Raw genomic sequence first — 15,453 nt, 5'->3', positions numbered from 1 at the left:
GAGTTCACTTAAACGTATGCAAGCCGATGAAAAAAGCCGATCAACGCGGAACCGCCGTCGAGCCGACAGCAATCGGTGAGCCGACAGCGGGTGGTGAGCGACCACCGAACGGCGTTAGTTGTCGGAGCTGATCACGTCGTCGATGCGGAGGATCATCGTCGCCGCTTCGGTCGCGGAGTCGACGGCCTCGTGTTTGACGGCTGCGGGATCGAGGATATCCTCCTCAACGGGGTCGCCAACTTTGCCGGAGCGGCCGGTCGAAACAAGGCCGGCGCGACCCTGGGCGTCGTGGCGGGCCCGCAGATCGACCAGCGCGTCGATCGGATCCATCCCGGTGTTTTCGGCGAGCGTGCGCGGCAGTTCGTCGACTGCGGTGGCAAAGGCCTCGATGGCGAGCTGTTTGCGGCCTTCGACGCTGGCGGCATGGCCCCGGACGTGGTCGGCGATGGCGATCTCGGCCGCGCCCGCGCCACCGACGACGCCACCCGAATCGAGGGCGGCGATGACGACATCAAGGGCGTCGTTGAGCGCGCGTTCGAGCTCGTCGACAACGTGGTCGGTGCTGCCGCGAACGAAGAGGCTGACGTGGGCAGCGTCGGCACCTTCGACGAACGTGAACTTGTCCTCGCCGTAGGTCTCGACGCTCAGGGTGGCGGTGGTGCCGAGATCCGACGCTTCGATATCCTCCAGCGTCCCGAGCTGTCGGGCTCCGGTCGCCGCCGCGATGGCATCGGCATCCGAGGAGCCGATATCCTCGAAGGCGACGATCCCTTCGGCCGCAAGGCGGCTGGCGACGCGGTCGTCGATGTCGCCGGTGACAAACAGGAGCTCGATGCCGGCGTCGGCGATCGTCTCGGCGTACCCCTCCAGCTCCTCTTCCTCGGCCGCGATGGCCTCGTTGAGCTGGTCGACATCGGTGATGTTGTACTCGGCGTCGGCCTCGCCGGTGTCGAACTCCAGATCCGTATCGAGGATCGCTGTCGTCGCCTCCGCAAGCTGGCTCGGGGCCGTGTCGTCGAGCGGCGTTTCGTCGATGACGACGCCCTCGATCAGCTCGGTCGCGCTCGTCGACGCGCCGGGGTGGGTGTGGATGTGGATATCCTCCCGGTCGACGCCGGCGTCGGTGGAGACCTGCTGAACCGCGCTGACGACCGGCTCGGCCAGGGCGTCGACGGTCACGTCGCCGGTGCCCTTGCCGGTCATACTGGAGCGGGCGACCGCCTCCAGGGTGTCATCGTCGAGATCGACATCGAGCGTCTGGTCGTCGATCGCCTCGTGGGCGAGTTCGGCGGCTTCGTGATACCCCTCAACGATGACGGTGGGGTGGAGATCCTGATCGAGCAGTTCCTCGGCTTCGGCGAGCAGTTCGCCCGCGAGGACGGCCGCGGTCGTCGTCCCGTCGCCGACTTCGATCTCTTGGGTCTCGGCGACCTCGACGAGCATCTGGGCGGCGGGATGCTCGATATCCATCGTGTTGAGGATGGTCGCCCCGTCGTTGGTGATCGTCACATCACCCGACGACCCGACGAGCATCTTGTCCATCCCTTTCGGGCCAAGCGTCGTCCGCACCGAGTTGGCGACGGCCTTGCCGGCCCGGATGTTGGAGTCTTGGGCGTCCTCGCCCTGCGTTCGTTCGTTGTCCTCGGAGAGAATTACCATCGGTTGCTGTCGTTGTGCCATGAAGAATCGCCTCACCCGATGATGGTTTGCAGTTCTATATAAATCTGTCGACCTCCGACAACACAAACCGCCAGCAAGCGTCGTGTGGGATCGTCACATACCAACACAGGGTTGGGTGGTCGAGACGGGTTTGCGGGCGATCGACCCACCACAGCCACCCACTCGCCCCGAAAACTGTCTGCAACAATTATGTGGGCCGCCGGTAAGGCTCAGACAATGCTTGAGTTGGAACACGGGTTCCGTGTGGTCGACATCCACGGGCATCTCGACCACGACGAGGTGGCTGTCTCCACCCACGGGCGCAATGTGGGCCCCGACCGACTCGAACGGGAGTGTCACCAAGCCGGCGTCGTCCGGACGGCCGTTTCGCCGACCAAGCGGCCGCGCGACATCGGCTATGTCCGGGCGAACAACGCCGTGGCGCGGCTCAGCGTCGACCGCCCGTTTCTCGCCTTCGCGCGGCTCAACGGGCCGCTTGCGGCCGCCGAAAGCCCGATTTCGACGTTCCGCAACATCTACGCGCCACGGGAGACCCACCACACCCGACCGGGCGACATCGAGCAGTACGCCTACGACGACCGATTCCATGGCTTCGTCCTCGATCCGATCAACGACGGCCTGCCGAAGGAGCCGGTACGCGAGGAGCTCGCCGCCGTCGACCTGCCAGTGATCGTCTACTGCCGAGAGGGATTCCCACCGTCAGCGGCTGCCGACACGCTTCTCACCGACGGCTATCCCGTCGTCCTCGCCGGCTTCGGCGGCTACCCGATGGCCGAATCACGGATGGAGACCGCCCTCGCGTTGCTCGATGAGTACGACCACCTCTATCTCGACACCTGTGCGGTACGCTCCCGGGAGCTGCTGGAACGCGGCCTCCAGGAGCATCCCGACCGCATCATCTTCGGCAGCGGCACGCCGGAGGTGCATCCGAACGTCGCCGTCATGGAGATCCTGACGCTGGATCTCCCGGAGGATGCGATGCGACGCGTCTTCAACCGAAACCCGAGCCGGCTCGTCCCCGGCTTTGCCGCCGGAGCCGACAGCTGAACGACCGATCAGGGTCGTCAGTCGAGCTATCGATCGGAGTCGGTGCCCAACTCGTATTTCGTCACCACCCGATCAGCCCGTTTCGAGAGGCCGTGTGGGTTGCGCGCGTCGCTTCGGTCGCGGGCCCGCGCCACGAGGCCATCGGAGCCGCCGGTGACGATCCCGGTGAGGACGCGTCGGCCGGTGCCAAACCACGTCGTCGGCTCGGCATCTCCACGCAGCACATCGCGGGCAGCAGTGATCGCGTCGCCGGCGGCGTGTGACAGCGTCCGGCGGGCGACCGTCGGCCGGAGCCCGTAGTTTTTGACCAATCGGTAGGCCAACGCGCGGTATGTCCACCCCCAATCGCGGTCGGCCCGGCCGCCGTCGGCTTCGAGCTCCCGGCGAACGCTCATCTTTGGTCGCCACGCGACGGCGTGGTCGTTGGCGGCCAGTCGATGGGCCACGTCCCACGCGCCGCCGGTTTCGAGATACTCGTCGAAGCCGTCGATATCGTCCAACACCCCCCGCTGAAAGGCCACGTTGTGGCCGGCGATCGCGGTAACGGTTCGACCGGTGATCGTCACCTCCTCGGTCGATTCGGTCGCCACACCGCCCCGGAGCGTGCGGTGGGTTGGGCCGGTGACGACCGGGGCCTCGGTCAGCCCGTCGACGACCGCGGCCAGCCAGTCGGATTCAACCCGAAGCTCGTCGCCAACGAAGGCGATCACATCGCCGCTGGCGGCGTCGATGCCGGCGTTGCGGGCGACGGTGACCGTTCGAGAGGCGACCTCGATGAGCACGTCCACATCGTCGCGGTCGGTGACCATCCCGGTCGTGCCGTCGGCCGAGGGGCCGTTGACGACGACCACCTCCGCGTCGGGGGCTTGGTCGGCGACCGCGTCGAGACAGCCCCGCAGCTGGTCGCGCCCGTTGAGCGTCGGGACGACGACCGAGAGATCCATATCCGGTCTACTACACCGGCTGCTATATAAAAGGGGTGATCAGCCGAGACACCACATGATCGATCCTGACCGTCAGGTGTTGCGGTAGTACACCTGTTTCCGAGCGTCCTTGAAGCTGTATCGGGAGCCGATCAGCTCGGATTCCTCCAGCCGGTTGAGCGCGTATCGCACCGTGCGATCCGGGAGCAACGACTCCTCGGCGAGTTCGCCCTGCGACAGCGGCTCGTCGCCCTCAAGTACCTTGGCGATGAGCTTCGCGCTCGGCGGTAGCTCCCGCAGCCGCTCGCGGAACTCGGATTCTGAAAGTCGAACTGGACTGTTGGCCTCAACCGGACTAGTGCTCATACCTCTGTGGCCGCCGGGGGCGATGGTAAAGGTTGGCTTCATATGTCGTCGGTTAATATATATTGTATAAGGTCACGAATGTGGGATTCCGGTCGGCTGTGGACGGGCGCACAATCGACCGAGGGCGTGCCGCGGCCGGCGTCGTGGGGCATATCCAGTACGGTTTTATCCCTCGGGTGAGCAGTTGTCGTCAGCGTGAAAGGCACCGAGTGGTATCAGGCCGACGAGATCGCCGAGGCCTACGACGACAAGCGGTTTTCGGCTGGCGGGCAGTTCATCGATCGCCGCGAGAAAACGGCCGTTCGCAACGCTCTCGGGCCGGTCGACGACAAGGAGATCCTGGAGGTCGCCTGCGGCACCGGCCGATTTACTGTCATGCTGGCACAGCTGGGTGCCGATATCGTCGGCCTCGACGTGTCGGATGCGATGTTGGCACAAGGCCGCGAGAAGGCACAGGCCGTCGGCGTCAGCGACACCGTGGAGTTCATCCGCGGCGACGCGGCGCGGCTACCGTTTCCCGACGACCATTTTGATGCCGTCTTCGCCATGCGGTTTTTCCATCTCGCCGACCGGCCGGTGACGTTCCTCCGGGAGCTTACCCGCGTGTCGGCCGGGCCGGTGCTGTTTGATACATTCAATCTCGAAAGCAGCCGCCTGCTGTACAACTGGCTGTTACCGATGGGGTCGCGGCTCTACTCCCGGCAGGGCGTCGAGAGCCTCATCGCCGACGCCGGGGTCGAACTCGTCGACGCCCAACACGATTTTGTCCTCCCGTATGGTTTCTACCGGAGTCTCCCGACGCGGATCGCCCGCCCGTTCCGCAAGCTCGATCGGGCGATCGGCTCGACGGCTGTCGGCGACCGTGTGGCGTCGGTTTCCTACTGGGTTGTCGAGTAGCACCGATCAGCCGGCACTAGAAGTCCTCTTCGATGATCTCGCCGACCGCGAAGTTGGATTTGACCTCCGAGACCTCGATCTTGACGCGCTCGCCGATCTCCCCGCCGGGAACGATGATCACGTAGCCACGCTCGACGCGGGCGATCCCGTCGCCCTGCTTGCCGATATCCTCGATCTCGACGTAGCGGAGCTCGCCGGGTTCGACCGGCGGCTGGGGTTCGTCGCTGTCGGCGTCGGTTGTCGAGGACTCGTCGATCGTCGTCGACGCCGCGGCGGCGTCATCGATCAACGCCACCCGGTAGGTCTCGCCGACGGCGATCTCGCCGGTGTCGACCTCCCGTTTCGGCACCTCGATAGTATACCCATCCGCGGATTCGGTCACAGACGCGCTGAACAGACAGAGGAGTTGCTCTGAGATTTCCATAGATGTCCTCGGTAACGCGTCGTCGACCGATGATAATAGAAGTACCGCCACGGCAATCCGGCCCGAGACAGACAGGTGGTGTGCCGATCAGTCGTCGGCGGGGGTCGTCTCGATGTCGCGGCTGTTAACGTCGATCTCGCCGGTGAGCTCCGTGTAGGGGTACGGCATGCCGATCCCTTCGGCGTCGAAGCGGCGTTTGACGTTTTCGACGAGTGTGTGTTTGACACCACCGGCACCGGTCTCTGCGGGATCGATCCAGACGCGGCCGTTCAGCACGACCGCCGAGTCGCCAAGGCCGGTTACCGGCGCGGCCGGTTCCGGCTCATTGAGGACGCCATCGATCTTGCTGGCCTCGTCAAGGATGGCCGCCCGGGCAGCCGCGATGCTGGCCCCGTATTCGATCCCGAAGTCGACGGTGACACGGCGGGTGTCGTTGGCAACAGGGTTGGTGACGACCGCACTGGCGAGGTCGCCGTTCGGCACGGTGAGCTGTTCGTTATCGAAGCTATCGAGTTTGGTCACACGAAGGTTGATCTCCCGGACGATGCCGTCGTTGCCGTCCCACTCGATGTAGTCGCCGACGGTGAACGGTTTGTCCTTGAGGATGAAGACGCCAGCGACGAAGTTCTCGATGATGTCGCCGGCGGCGAAGGAGATACCCAACGCGAGCGCGCCGGCCAGCGTCGCAAACGCCGAGAGGATCGCCGGGAAGCCGGCGACCGTCGCGGCGATAGCCACCGCGCCGACCACCGCGAGAACGGCGGCGATACTTGAGCCGAGGCTGACGACCGCCGTGGAGAACTCCCGAGCGTTGAGTGCCCGACTCGTCGCCCGGACAAGCACCGATTTCCCGATCCGATACAGCAACAGGAACGTCACGAGGAACGTGACGACGGTGATCGCAAAGTCGACGACGACATTTCCATACTGGGTGAGGAAGCCGTCCACGCTGGTCGGTACCTGCAACAATAGTGGTGATGGCACAGTTGTACCACTGTCTGTAGCATTATAAAAATAGCCACCACGGCGGAAGCGGTCGGGAGATGGGTTTTTGTCCGGTGAGCCCCCCGCTTTCGGTATGCGCGCAGCGACCTTTCATGGCCCCGGCGAGATCCGGGTCGAATCCGTCCCGCAACCCGAACTCGATTCCTCGCGTGGTGCGATCGTTCGTGTCACCCACACCGCGATCTGTGGCTCCGACCTCTGGTTTTATCGCGGCGAAAGCGACCGCGACGTACCCTCCCGTGTCGGCCACGAACCGATGGGGGTCGTCGAGGAAGTCGGCGACGATGTGGTCTCCGTCGAACCGGGCGATCGCGTCTTCGCGCCGTTTTTTATCAGCTGTGGCCGCTGTGAGTTCTGCCGGAAGGGCCTCTACACATCGTGTGTGAATCAAGACAGCTGGAGCGGTGATAACGGCGGCGCGCAGGGCGAGTACGTCCGCTGTCCCGAAGCTGACGGCACGCTCGTTCGTGTGCCCGATCGACATGCCGACGACGAGGACACCCTCCGCTCGCTGCTCCCGCTGACTGACGTGATGGGCACCGGCCACCACGCCGCCGTCAGCGCGGGCGTTGAGGCGGGATCGACAGTTGCGGTCATCGGCGACGGCGCGGTCGGCCTCTGTGGCGTGCTGGCGGCCCAGCGACTCGGTGCCGAACGCATCATCGCCATGGGCCACCACGAGGACAGACTCGAAATCGCCGCGGAGTTCGGCGCGACCGACCTCGTCAGCGAACGAGGCGAGGAGGCCATCGAACGCGTCCAGGAACTCACAAACGGCGGCGTCAACCACGTCATGGAATGCGTCGGCGCGACCTCCTCGATGGAGACCGCCATCGGCGTCGCCCGCCCCGGCGGCACTGTCGGCTACGTCGGCGTCCCCCACGGCCTCGGCGACGGCCTCGATCTGGAACCGTTCTTCCGGGCGAACGTCACCCTGAACGGTGGCGTCGCACCGGTTCGTGCGTACGCTGAGGAGTTGATGGCCGACGTGCTACAGGGGACGCTCGACCCATCACCGATCTTCACCAAAGAGGTCGATCTCGACGGCGTGCCCGAAGGCTACGCTGCGATGGACGACCGCGAGGCGGTGAAGGTACTGGTCAAACCCTGAGCCGACTTTTTTGATGGCTCGGCCCCAAGAAGCGGCCGTGTCACGAGCACCCCGATCCCCGTTTCTGCGCGTCGCTACGCTCATCTGTGTCGCCGGTTGTCTCGGTGCTGCAGTGACCCCCATCGTCGCCGGCGCGTCGGCGGCGTACACCGGCAGTATCACCACCAGCGGCGTGTTGGGCGGTGTGTTTGCCGGTCGAGGCGTCCAGCTGTACCGAGCGACCGAGAGCGTCAGCCTTCCGGCGGCCGTGTTGACAACGATCTTCGGTAGCTGGTTCATGGCCGCGCCACTGCTGTACGATGTTGGTTTCATCGCCACAGCCGGCACGCAGTTGTCCGGAACAGTGGTTGCAACCTTCGGGTTGTACACCGTCATTGCCGGACTCACCGATTCCGCGGCCTGACGGACGTCTTCTCGCACACCAATCGCGTCCTGCTCGATCACCACCAGCAAAGATCCAGAACCGTAACGTTGATAATAAAACGAACGTTCGTTCGAGTCGCGGTGGAACGATCATGACAGATACAGCGAGACAGAGATCGCACGGAGTCGGCGCACAGAAGCGAGCAGACAGACGATCGGTGGTGAGAATGGATGGTCGGTGAGCTCACGGCCCTGCAGGCGTTCGGTGGCTCACTCGCCGACGTGACAGCCGTCCTCGGCGACGCCACCATCTGGATCGGCGCCTTTGCCGGTGGGGCGTTCGGTGCCGCCATCGGCGCGCTGCCGGCGTTTATCCTGACCGGGCTGTTGGTCGTCGCCGGCGCGGCCGCCAATATCGTCGGCGTCGCACCTGAGGGAGCAGTCGGCCTCGTCGGGATCGGGTTCGGCCACGTTTTCGGCCCCCACATTTCGTTTGCCGGCGGCGCGGCCGCCGCAGCCTACGCGGCCAAACGCGGCTACATGGAGAGTGGCTTCGATTTCCACAACGCGAAGGATATCGGCTTCGCGCTCGGCACCAAGCCCGACGTGCTGGCTGTCGGTGGGGCCTTCGGCCTGCTGGGGATCGCCGTCGAACAGCTCTCCCGCAATCTGCTGATCCCGGTCGATCCGATCCCGGTCAGCATCGTCGTCAGCGCGTTCGTCCACCGGGCGGTGTTCGGCTACGCGCTGATCGGCAAACCGCAGGGCTCGGGGCTGCTCGATATGAGCCCCTTCGAGCGCGGTGACACCCTTGCGGCGACCGCCAACGGCGGCACGGCCGCCGACAGCAACGGCACCGAAAACGGCGGCGAGCCGGCGGGTGAGTGGCTGGCGACCGAACCGTGGCTCCCACAGCAGTACAAGTGGGCTAACGTCGCCATGATCGGGCTGGCAGCTGGGCTGGCGTCGGGCTATCTCGCTTTCCGTACCGGGAGTCCGTTCCTCGGCTTCGGGCTGAGCGCGGCCTCGCTGCTGTTTCTCAACCTCGGTGTCGAGCGGTTCCCGGTGACCCACCACATCACGCTGGCGGGGTCGACGATCTTCCTCGCGGTGACCGCCTCAGGTGAGGCCGCGCTGGCTGGTCTCTCGCCGACTGTCGGCCTGCTGTTTGCCGGCGGAATTGGCGTCATTTCTGCGCTAGCCGGCGAGCTCACCCAGCGGATCTTCTACGCTCACGGCCGCACCCACATCGATCCGCCCGCGATGGCGATCATCATCTGGTCGTTCGGTGTTGGGCTCCTATATGTCGCCGGCGTGTTGCCGACCGGCGTCTGGATCCCCGGGACGGTCTGAGCGATCACGTGGCGGTTCGGCCCTCGGCAGCCTCTGGCTGCCACCACACTCCTTGTTGGGCGGCGACAACCGGTTGCGATGGCTTTCTCTCCCTGAGCGAAAGGGCGATCAGCGTAACGAGACTGATTTCACCGCTCGTTGAGCAGAGTGAGATCCCTCTGTTCGATAATCGCGCTCCGCCATTGGCTGACAATCACTCTGGTAACCACCTGTGGTTGGGTAGTCCCTGCAAGGAGTGAGGGTTCAGCTGCGCCTGCATCCGGTGGTGGATGAACGTGGGCCTGCGGATCTCCATCTTTCGGATGTCTATCGAACCGAAAATCAACGCCGTCTGGTTCGGTGTAGTGGAAGCGATACGCACCGGCTTCCCACCAGGTGATTTCGAACCGGCCTGCTGTTTCCAATCCGGTCTCGAATGCGACGAGCAGTTCTGAGGGACTGACTGGTGTATCAAACTCAGCCGCCTCAACAAGCGGTTCTTCAGTCACCAGCAACTCCCGAATTTGCTGGAGGACTGGATATGAGACGGGTCCAACTGGCTCGGCGAGACGATCTGGCATCGGCGATCCTACTCGGTCGCCCGCCCGAGTTCACGGGCCCGTTCGTAGTTGATTGCAGCCTGAGCGATATGCAGGTCTCGCTCGACAGTCTGCCATTCGGCGACGGCTTCCCAGTCGCTCTCAGTTGCATCTGCTGAGAGGTTCGTGACAATGGTTTCCGGCGAGACAGCATCGTACTCGCTTTTGAGTTCGTCGAGCCGTTGTTTGAGAGCCTGTATCTCGTCGATGAGCGTCTCCCGGCTGTGGTCGCTAGCTAAGGTTCGAATCCGTTGAGAGAGGAGTTGATCGTCGTCACGACTGTATTTCGTGGTGCCACTCTCGGTGCTTTTTGTGACCGTTCCGACCTCGACAAGGGCGTTGAGATGTTTGCGGGCAGTCGGCTCGCTGACGAGTGCCTCAGTGGCAATTGTACTCACTGGTTGTGGCGTTGCGGTTTGCTCACTGACTTGTTTGATACGTTCTAATGCAGTCGTTGCGGCTTTCCAATCCGCTTCGGCCGCTTGGATGGGATCATCGCTTTCGTGTGTATGATCTGAACTCATCGCTATGAGCCTGTATCAAACATATATTTTCTGCGTAAATAATACTTTGCTCCGGTGGCGATTGTGAACGTCACTTCTCACCTAATAATTTGTATGTGATATGATATTAACATCGGATAACGTGCAAGAGGGACAGCGCGTGTGCAGTGAGCTTGCGTACCGAGGTAGTGCTTGTATACAGATTTTAGTATCTTGTCGGAGATGCGCCTTTTATGCGTTACATCCTCCAAAAGCACAACAGATCACCCGACCGATGCGTCGGCCGGACTGCGGATCTACCCGCTTGGTTCCGTCACACTCATTCGCGTCTCGTGACTGATCCGCGGTTACGTATATTCAGCGGCGACAGCTTGTCGTTGTTATATAACAATCAGTTAGAAGGAGGCTGGGAATAATGGGTGCCGGTTCAGACTCCAATACGAGTGGCCCTGATAGCTTAGCAGGGGCAGTGTTGTACGTTGTTATTGGCCTTGCTATCGCCAGCTACGGGGGCTATGATTATATACAGCAAACCGAGGCAGTCCGAGATTCGGTGCAAGTCAACGCTACTGTCACGGAACGCAGCATTGAGACGGATCGCGGGACATCCTCAAACCCGGGGCTGGAGTACGAACCAGCCGTTGAATTCGAATATACGTACAACGGAACACAGTACACTGGAACACAGGTATATCCAGCAGAGATCGAACAAAACTATCAGACACGGTCAGGTGCCGAATCAGCGGTTGAGAATTACGAACAGGGTGGAGAAACGACCGCATATGTTGAGCCAGACGAGCCGAATGATGCGTTCTTGAAAAATAAAACATCAAACGCTCCGATCATAGCTATCGGTATCGGTGGAATCTTCGCGCTCTTGTCAACAATTTCAGCTGTGAGAAAGATCTAACTACTCTGTGAGATATTCGCTGATTTGGTCAAAATATATCGATGATAAGCAGCCCCTTTTCGTTGAATCTCTCAATAATAAACAAAAAGCGATGGCGTGATCAATAGGTGCCTGTTGTTGGTCACTCTGCCATCCAGCAACTACTCGATAAATGTATCCGCCAACTGCTGAAGTGAGTGTGCAAGTGTAGCACAAATTCTTTGTGTCACATCACCCTAGACAGATTGTGCCCACTAAACGGGAACTCATCGGTGATGGCCCTCCAAGCGATGGTCTACGGTGCTCGGAGTTTCGGTGGAAGCGTATTAGTGCGTTCTTTACTGGTGTTGTTGCAACGAGTATCTACTTTTTCATGAACGCAGTAGTTGATACGGGCCAGATTCCGTCATGGAGTCATAAGATCTTGGCAGTCATTCCGATTGGACTCATCTGGTATGGTCTCAGTAGATTTAGCTGGCAAGAAATTCTAAAGGGGGTCATTGGTATTCAGTTGGCGGTATAGTTGGACTATACGTTTCGTAGAGCTGCTATGCGACTGGGTAAAGCTACTTTATTCAGAGGTCGGGATGGCTGATACTGTTTACTGTAGACGGTTACCGCCTCGACCGCCAACCAGGCGGCGGTCAAACGGTACCTTCCGACAGCAAACCGTATGAATGTATGCTCTACGTCTGCCACAGCAGTTCCTGATCAATACCAGACAAGGCCGTTTCGCTGAATAGGAGCCACTGCTATTGTTGTGCCGGTGTCACACAGTCGTGGGCACCAAGCTATTTTCCGGCCGACAGCGAACCCCCACGTATGAGCGACGAGGCACTGCTCGACGGCAACCCGGCCGACACCCACGAGGCCATCATGATGGCGACGTTTGCCGCGCTGCGCACCCACGGCTATCCCGGCATCTCGATCCAGCGGATCGCCGACGAATCCGACCTGACGAAATCGACGTTCTACCACCACTTCGATGGCAAAGACGACATCCTGCTGTCGTTTGTCGAGTATATGCGGGACTACTTCGAGCGTGGCTACCGGATCGAATCGACGGGCGATCCGGTCGGCGATCTGAAGGCGTTCATAACCGTCTCGCTGGGCGAGTATCCGGCCGCCGAGGGGACGCCGGATGCCGACGCGCGGCTCTCGACGTATCTGGAGCTGCGGGCCCAAGCGATCCAAAACGAGGCGTTCCGGGCGGAGTTTACCGAGCTGTCGGCCACGCTCGTCGACAACCTCACCGAGATCATCGACACCGGCGTCAAACAGGGCGTCTTCGCTGTCGACGATCCACGGACGACGGCGGAGTATCTGTTCGCCACCCTTGAGGGGATCAATCTCCAGCAGACGACGCGAACTGACGGCCCACGATCCCTGCTCCGCGAAGAGTTGGAGGCGTATATCGAGACGGCGGTGCTGGCCGACGACATCGCGTTCTGAGTGCAACCCGCCGACAGCCTGACGACCCAAAACAGCAAGAGCCCCGGCGACAAGAGAGAGCCTATGCGTGTCAGCGTGATCGGCGGCAGCACCGTCAGCGACGAGGAGTACGCCACAGCCCAGACGCTTGGCGAACAGCTTGCCGAACACGGCCATGAGGTCGTCTGTGGCGGTCGAACCGGTGTCATGGAGGCCGTCTGTCAGGGAGCCCAGTCAGCCGGCGGCCACACCATCGGCATCCTTCCGGACTCGGAGCCGGCGGCTGCCAACCCCTTCGTCGAGACGGCGATCGCCACCGGGATCAACGATGCTCGCAATGCAGTCGTCGTGTTGAACGGCGATGCCGTCATCGCCGTCGACGGCGGCCCGGGGACGCTGTCGGAGCTCGGCCACGCGCTCAGTCTGGGCAAGCCGGTCGCTGGGATCGATACTCACCGCGTTGACAGCGTCGCGGGGATCAAGCACGTCGACACCCCCGCAGCGGCGATCGACTACGTCGAAGCCAGCGTCTGAGTGCCACTGGGCGGACAGCTTTTGGCACTCGTGGCCCTGTCGTTTGCATGGACATCCCTCTCTACGATAGCTTGGATGGGCAGGTCGCACTCGTGACCGGCGCGACCCGCGGGATCGGGAAACGCATCGCTGACGGGCTCGTCGACCACGGCGCGACCGTCTACGCCGGCGCGCGCGATCCCGCCGATATCGACAGCAACGACCGCAGGGCGATCGAACTCGACGTGACAGTCGAATCGGAGCGCGTCGCCGCGGTCAACCGCATCAGCGAGGAGGCCGGCCACCTCGATATCCTCGTCAACAACGCCGGTGTGATGGACAGCCGTGAGCCGCTGGCCGAGATGCCGACCGAGACGATCGAGCAGACGCTGGCGACGAACGTGCAGGGCCCGATTCACCTGACGAAACAGGCACTTGATCTCCTACTGCCGCAGCCCGGCCCCCGCGTCGTCAACGTCTCCTCGGGGCTGGGCGCGATCACCGAGCCGCAGTCCGGCGGGATGCCGGCCTACCGGATCTCGAAGACCGGGCTCAACGGTCTCACCCGGTATCTCGACGGTGAATACAGCACACAGGGGCTGCTCGCCAATTCGGTCTGTCCGGGCTATGTTCAGACGGACATGACCGACGGGAGCGCGCCCAGAACGCCTGAAAAGGGTGCAGAAACACCGATCTGGCTGGCGCGGTTCAAACCCGACGCGCCGAGCGGGGAGTTTTGGCGCGATCGAGCGCCGAAAGCGTGGTGAGCGCGGGGAGGGCTGCGGCAGGGTGTGCCTGCTGTCGGTCAGGATAGCCGGCCGCTCGGTTTCCAGACAGCAGGCAGCGCAATACTAACCGTCTGGAACCCCTCTCTATTGTATGGATACGTCCCGGGACGCTATCGGAGGAAGTACAGAGATAGCGGCCGGCACGCACCACCGACAGCACAACTGCCGGACACCAAGAGGTGGCTAAGATGAGAACGCCCGCTCGTGGACGCGGCAACGGCAGCCGATACACACGCCGGGCAGCCCTCGGGCTGATCGCCGGCGGCGTCCTACTGGGCGTTGGCACATCGGGAGCCTTCGATCAGGTTGAGGCCAGACGCCCCTTCGGGATCGCCGTCGACAATACGACCGCCTTGGTCGGGATTGTCGACCGCGGCCCGGTGAAAAAGAACGCCCGCGAGCCGATGGTGACGATCACGAACAACACCGCCGAGACGGCGACCTACACCATCACGCTCGATAGCTGTGGCGACGGAACGCTTTACGACCCGAACGGCAGCTCCGGCTGTACGGTGGTGTTCAGCCTCGCGGCGGGCAACAGCGGGACGGTCGATCTGGACGCTACGACAACGGGGACGATCGGCTACAGCATCGGTGTGGCCAGCACCGCCGTTGCCATCGACACAACCGGGAGCGTGACAGCCGAAGCCGGCAACGTCGTCGGTGCCGTCCGGATCCAGAAACCGCTGCAGGATCAGGACTTCGCCGCGACCCCACCGCAGGGCAACCAAGGCAACGTCTTCGAGGTCAAACAGGTGGATGTCCGTGACAACGACAGCGACGATGACCTCGTTGAGGTCGCTTACGAGGTGCGGGACGGTAGCTCGGGCGGGACGGTCGTCGGCGCGAAAACCGTCACGTTCCCGCCGTCGAACCGGTACAAGCCGAACGGGAACCCCGCCGAAACGATCGATCCCAGCCCGGGATACACGATCCAAAACGGGCAGCGATACACCCTCACCGTCACCGGCACCGACGCCGACGGCAATGTCGACACCTCAACCATCCAGACCGGCGACAGCGGCGGAAGCCAGCCGGGGAACGACCCGACGGCGATCCGGATCCAGAAACCGCTGCAGGATCAGGACTTCACCGCGGCCCCACCGCAGGGGAATCAGGGTAACGTCTTCGAGGTCAAACAGGTCGATATCCGTGATAACGACGGCGACGACGACCTCGTCGAGGTCGCCTACGAGGTGCGGGACGGTGGTTCGGGCGGGACGGTCGTTGCCACAAAAACGGTCAGCTTCGCCGCAACCAACCGCTACAAGCCGAACGGGAACCCCGCCGAGACGATCACCCCCGACCTGGGGGACACGATCCAAAACGGGCAGCGATACACCCTCACTGTCACCGGCACCGACGCCGACGGCAACACCGAAACCTCAACGATCGCGGATACGGCCTAAGTGTCGCGCAACGACCGCTCACAGCGGGATTTCGAGAGCCATCCCGATCAGCAGAAACAGCAGGATGAGCCCCACGATCGCTAACCCGATCTTTTGGAACGTGTTCATCGTATGTGTATCGACAACAGGCCACAAAACAGTTGTGCGCGGCGTTCGGCTGTGTGGGCAGGGTG

General features: G+C 62.6%; 17 protein-coding genes. 10 read left to right on the top strand and 7 right to left on the bottom strand.

Annotated features, from left to right (window positions below; all coding sequences use genetic code 11):
- Window positions 1–114: 114 nt before the first annotated feature.
- Complete coding sequence (gene thsA, locus HKK80_RS03855) at window positions 115–1,680, bottom strand: thermosome subunit alpha (RefSeq protein ID WP_411798301.1); 1,566 nt, start codon at window positions 1,678–1,680, stop codon at window positions 115–117.
- A gap of 216 nt (window positions 1,681–1,896) precedes the next feature.
- Here thsA and HKK80_RS03850 point away from each other — a divergent pair, with 216 nt between their 5' ends.
- Window positions 1,897–2,727: an amidohydrolase family protein gene (locus HKK80_RS03850; RefSeq protein WP_411798300.1), complete on the top strand. Its 831-nt coding sequence runs from the start codon at window positions 1,897–1,899 to the stop codon at window positions 2,725–2,727.
- Between the two features lie 26 nt (window positions 2,728–2,753).
- Here HKK80_RS03850 and HKK80_RS03845 read toward each other — a convergent pair whose 3' ends face one another.
- Window positions 2,754–3,671 (bottom strand): glycosyltransferase family 2 protein, encoded by a 918-nt coding sequence (locus HKK80_RS03845; protein WP_411798299.1) that lies wholly within the window; start codon window positions 3,669–3,671, stop codon window positions 2,754–2,756.
- A 72-nt stretch (window positions 3,672–3,743) separates the two neighbouring features.
- Window positions 3,744–4,016, bottom strand: coding sequence for a MarR family transcriptional regulator (locus HKK80_RS03840; RefSeq protein ID WP_411798298.1), 273 nt, complete (start codon window positions 4,014–4,016; stop codon window positions 3,744–3,746).
- A gap of 195 nt (window positions 4,017–4,211) precedes the next feature.
- Between HKK80_RS03840 and HKK80_RS03835 the strand changes: the two genes are divergently transcribed.
- Entirely contained in the window at window positions 4,212–4,913 is a 702-nt protein-coding gene (locus tag HKK80_RS03835) for a class I SAM-dependent methyltransferase (RefSeq protein WP_411798297.1), read from the top strand.
- 16 nt (window positions 4,914–4,929) lie between these two features.
- Here HKK80_RS03835 and HKK80_RS03830 read toward each other — a convergent pair whose 3' ends face one another.
- The gene (locus tag HKK80_RS03830; RefSeq protein WP_411798296.1) at window positions 4,930–5,337 is read right to left on the bottom strand and encodes a TRAM domain-containing protein; all 408 of its coding nucleotides are present in this window, start codon (window positions 5,335–5,337) and stop codon (window positions 4,930–4,932) included.
- A gap of 87 nt (window positions 5,338–5,424) precedes the next feature.
- A complete protein-coding gene (locus tag HKK80_RS03825) occupies window positions 5,425–6,321 on the bottom strand; it encodes a mechanosensitive ion channel family protein (RefSeq protein WP_411798295.1) in 897 nt (298 codons plus the stop codon).
- Window positions 6,322–6,415: 94 nt separating this feature from the next.
- On the opposite strand from HKK80_RS03825, the gene HKK80_RS03820 reads away from it, so the two are divergent.
- From HKK80_RS03820 to HKK80_RS03810, 3 genes are all read left to right on the top strand, one after another.
- Window positions 6,416–7,453 (top strand): zinc-dependent alcohol dehydrogenase family protein, encoded by a 1,038-nt coding sequence (locus HKK80_RS03820; RefSeq protein ID WP_411798294.1) that lies wholly within the window; start codon window positions 6,416–6,418, stop codon window positions 7,451–7,453.
- Window positions 7,454–7,490: 37 nt separating this feature from the next.
- The gene (locus HKK80_RS03815; RefSeq protein WP_411798293.1) at window positions 7,491–7,856 is read left to right on the top strand and encodes a hypothetical protein; all 366 of its coding nucleotides are present in this window, start codon (window positions 7,491–7,493) and stop codon (window positions 7,854–7,856) included.
- A 191-nt stretch (window positions 7,857–8,047) separates the two neighbouring features.
- Window positions 8,048–9,169: a hypothetical protein gene (locus HKK80_RS03810; protein WP_411798292.1), complete on the top strand. Its 1,122-nt coding sequence runs from the start codon at window positions 8,048–8,050 to the stop codon at window positions 9,167–9,169.
- Window positions 9,170–9,297: 128 nt separating this feature from the next.
- Here HKK80_RS03810 and HKK80_RS03805 read toward each other — a convergent pair whose 3' ends face one another.
- Both HKK80_RS03805 and HKK80_RS03800 read right to left on the bottom strand, forming a co-directional pair.
- On the bottom strand, window positions 9,298–9,657 hold the full coding sequence (locus HKK80_RS03805) for a hypothetical protein (RefSeq protein ID WP_411798291.1): 360 nt from the start codon (window positions 9,655–9,657) through the stop codon (window positions 9,298–9,300).
- A gap of 80 nt (window positions 9,658–9,737) precedes the next feature.
- Window positions 9,738–10,271, bottom strand: coding sequence for an ArsR family transcriptional regulator (locus HKK80_RS03800; protein WP_411798290.1), 534 nt, complete (start codon window positions 10,269–10,271; stop codon window positions 9,738–9,740).
- A gap of 394 nt (window positions 10,272–10,665) precedes the next feature.
- On the opposite strand from HKK80_RS03800, the gene HKK80_RS03795 reads away from it, so the two are divergent.
- The 5 genes from HKK80_RS03795 (at window position 10,666) to HKK80_RS03775 (ending at window position 15,280) form a co-directional block, all read left to right on the top strand.
- A complete protein-coding gene (locus HKK80_RS03795) occupies window positions 10,666–11,160 on the top strand; it encodes a DUF3592 domain-containing protein (protein ID WP_411798289.1) in 495 nt (164 codons plus the stop codon).
- Between the two features lie 801 nt (window positions 11,161–11,961).
- Window positions 11,962–12,591: a TetR/AcrR family transcriptional regulator gene (locus tag HKK80_RS03790; protein ID WP_411798288.1), complete on the top strand. Its 630-nt coding sequence runs from the start codon at window positions 11,962–11,964 to the stop codon at window positions 12,589–12,591.
- A gap of 63 nt (window positions 12,592–12,654) precedes the next feature.
- Window positions 12,655–13,104, top strand: coding sequence for a TIGR00725 family protein (locus HKK80_RS03785; RefSeq protein WP_411798287.1), 450 nt, complete (start codon window positions 12,655–12,657; stop codon window positions 13,102–13,104).
- A gap of 47 nt (window positions 13,105–13,151) precedes the next feature.
- Window positions 13,152–13,850 (top strand): SDR family NAD(P)-dependent oxidoreductase, encoded by a 699-nt coding sequence (locus HKK80_RS03780; protein ID WP_411798286.1) that lies wholly within the window; start codon window positions 13,152–13,154, stop codon window positions 13,848–13,850.
- Between the two features lie 209 nt (window positions 13,851–14,059).
- Window positions 14,060–15,280, top strand: coding sequence for a hypothetical protein (locus tag HKK80_RS03775; protein ID WP_411798285.1), 1,221 nt, complete (start codon window positions 14,060–14,062; stop codon window positions 15,278–15,280).
- Window positions 15,281–15,453 lie beyond the last annotated feature (173 nt).

Origin of the sequence: Halonotius sp. F2-221B (genome assembly GCF_046719765.1) — an archaeon.
Taxonomy (GTDB): Archaea; Halobacteriota; Halobacteria; order Halobacteriales; family Haloferacaceae; genus Halonotius.
This window is presented reverse-complemented; position numbering and strand designations above follow the sequence as displayed.

What these genes read in the sequence shown, in the direction of transcription:
- HKK80_RS03800 (WP_411798290.1), bottom strand. Translation starts at nt 10,271, where the DNA reads ATGAGTTCAGATCATACACACGAAAGCGATGATCCCATCCAAGCGGCC.
- HKK80_RS03850 (WP_411798300.1), top strand. Translation starts at nt 1,897, where the DNA reads ATGCTTGAGTTGGAACACGGGTTCCGTGTGGTCGACATCCACGGGCAT.
- HKK80_RS03840 (WP_411798298.1), bottom strand. Translation starts at nt 4,016, where the DNA reads ATGAGCACTAGTCCGGTTGAGGCCAACAGTCCAGTTCGACTTTCAGAA.
- HKK80_RS03780 (WP_411798286.1), top strand. Translation starts at nt 13,152, where the DNA reads ATGGACATCCCTCTCTACGATAGCTTGGATGGGCAGGTCGCACTCGTG.
- thsA (WP_411798301.1), bottom strand. Translation starts at nt 1,680, where the DNA reads ATGGCACAACGACAGCAACCGATGGTAATTCTCTCCGAGGACAACGAA.
- HKK80_RS03845 (WP_411798299.1), bottom strand. Translation starts at nt 3,671, where the DNA reads ATGGATCTCTCGGTCGTCGTCCCGACGCTCAACGGGCGCGACCAGCTG.
- HKK80_RS03830 (WP_411798296.1), bottom strand. Translation starts at nt 5,337, where the DNA reads ATGGAAATCTCAGAGCAACTCCTCTGTCTGTTCAGCGCGTCTGTGACC.
- HKK80_RS03820 (WP_411798294.1), top strand. Translation starts at nt 6,416, where the DNA reads ATGCGCGCAGCGACCTTTCATGGCCCCGGCGAGATCCGGGTCGAATCC.
- HKK80_RS03795 (WP_411798289.1), top strand. Translation starts at nt 10,666, where the DNA reads ATGGGTGCCGGTTCAGACTCCAATACGAGTGGCCCTGATAGCTTAGCA.
- HKK80_RS03790 (WP_411798288.1), top strand. Translation starts at nt 11,962, where the DNA reads ATGAGCGACGAGGCACTGCTCGACGGCAACCCGGCCGACACCCACGAG.
- HKK80_RS03775 (WP_411798285.1), top strand. Translation starts at nt 14,060, where the DNA reads ATGAGAACGCCCGCTCGTGGACGCGGCAACGGCAGCCGATACACACGC.
- HKK80_RS03785 (WP_411798287.1), top strand. Translation starts at nt 12,655, where the DNA reads ATGCGTGTCAGCGTGATCGGCGGCAGCACCGTCAGCGACGAGGAGTAC.
- HKK80_RS03810 (WP_411798292.1), top strand. Translation starts at nt 8,048, where the DNA reads ATGGTCGGTGAGCTCACGGCCCTGCAGGCGTTCGGTGGCTCACTCGCC.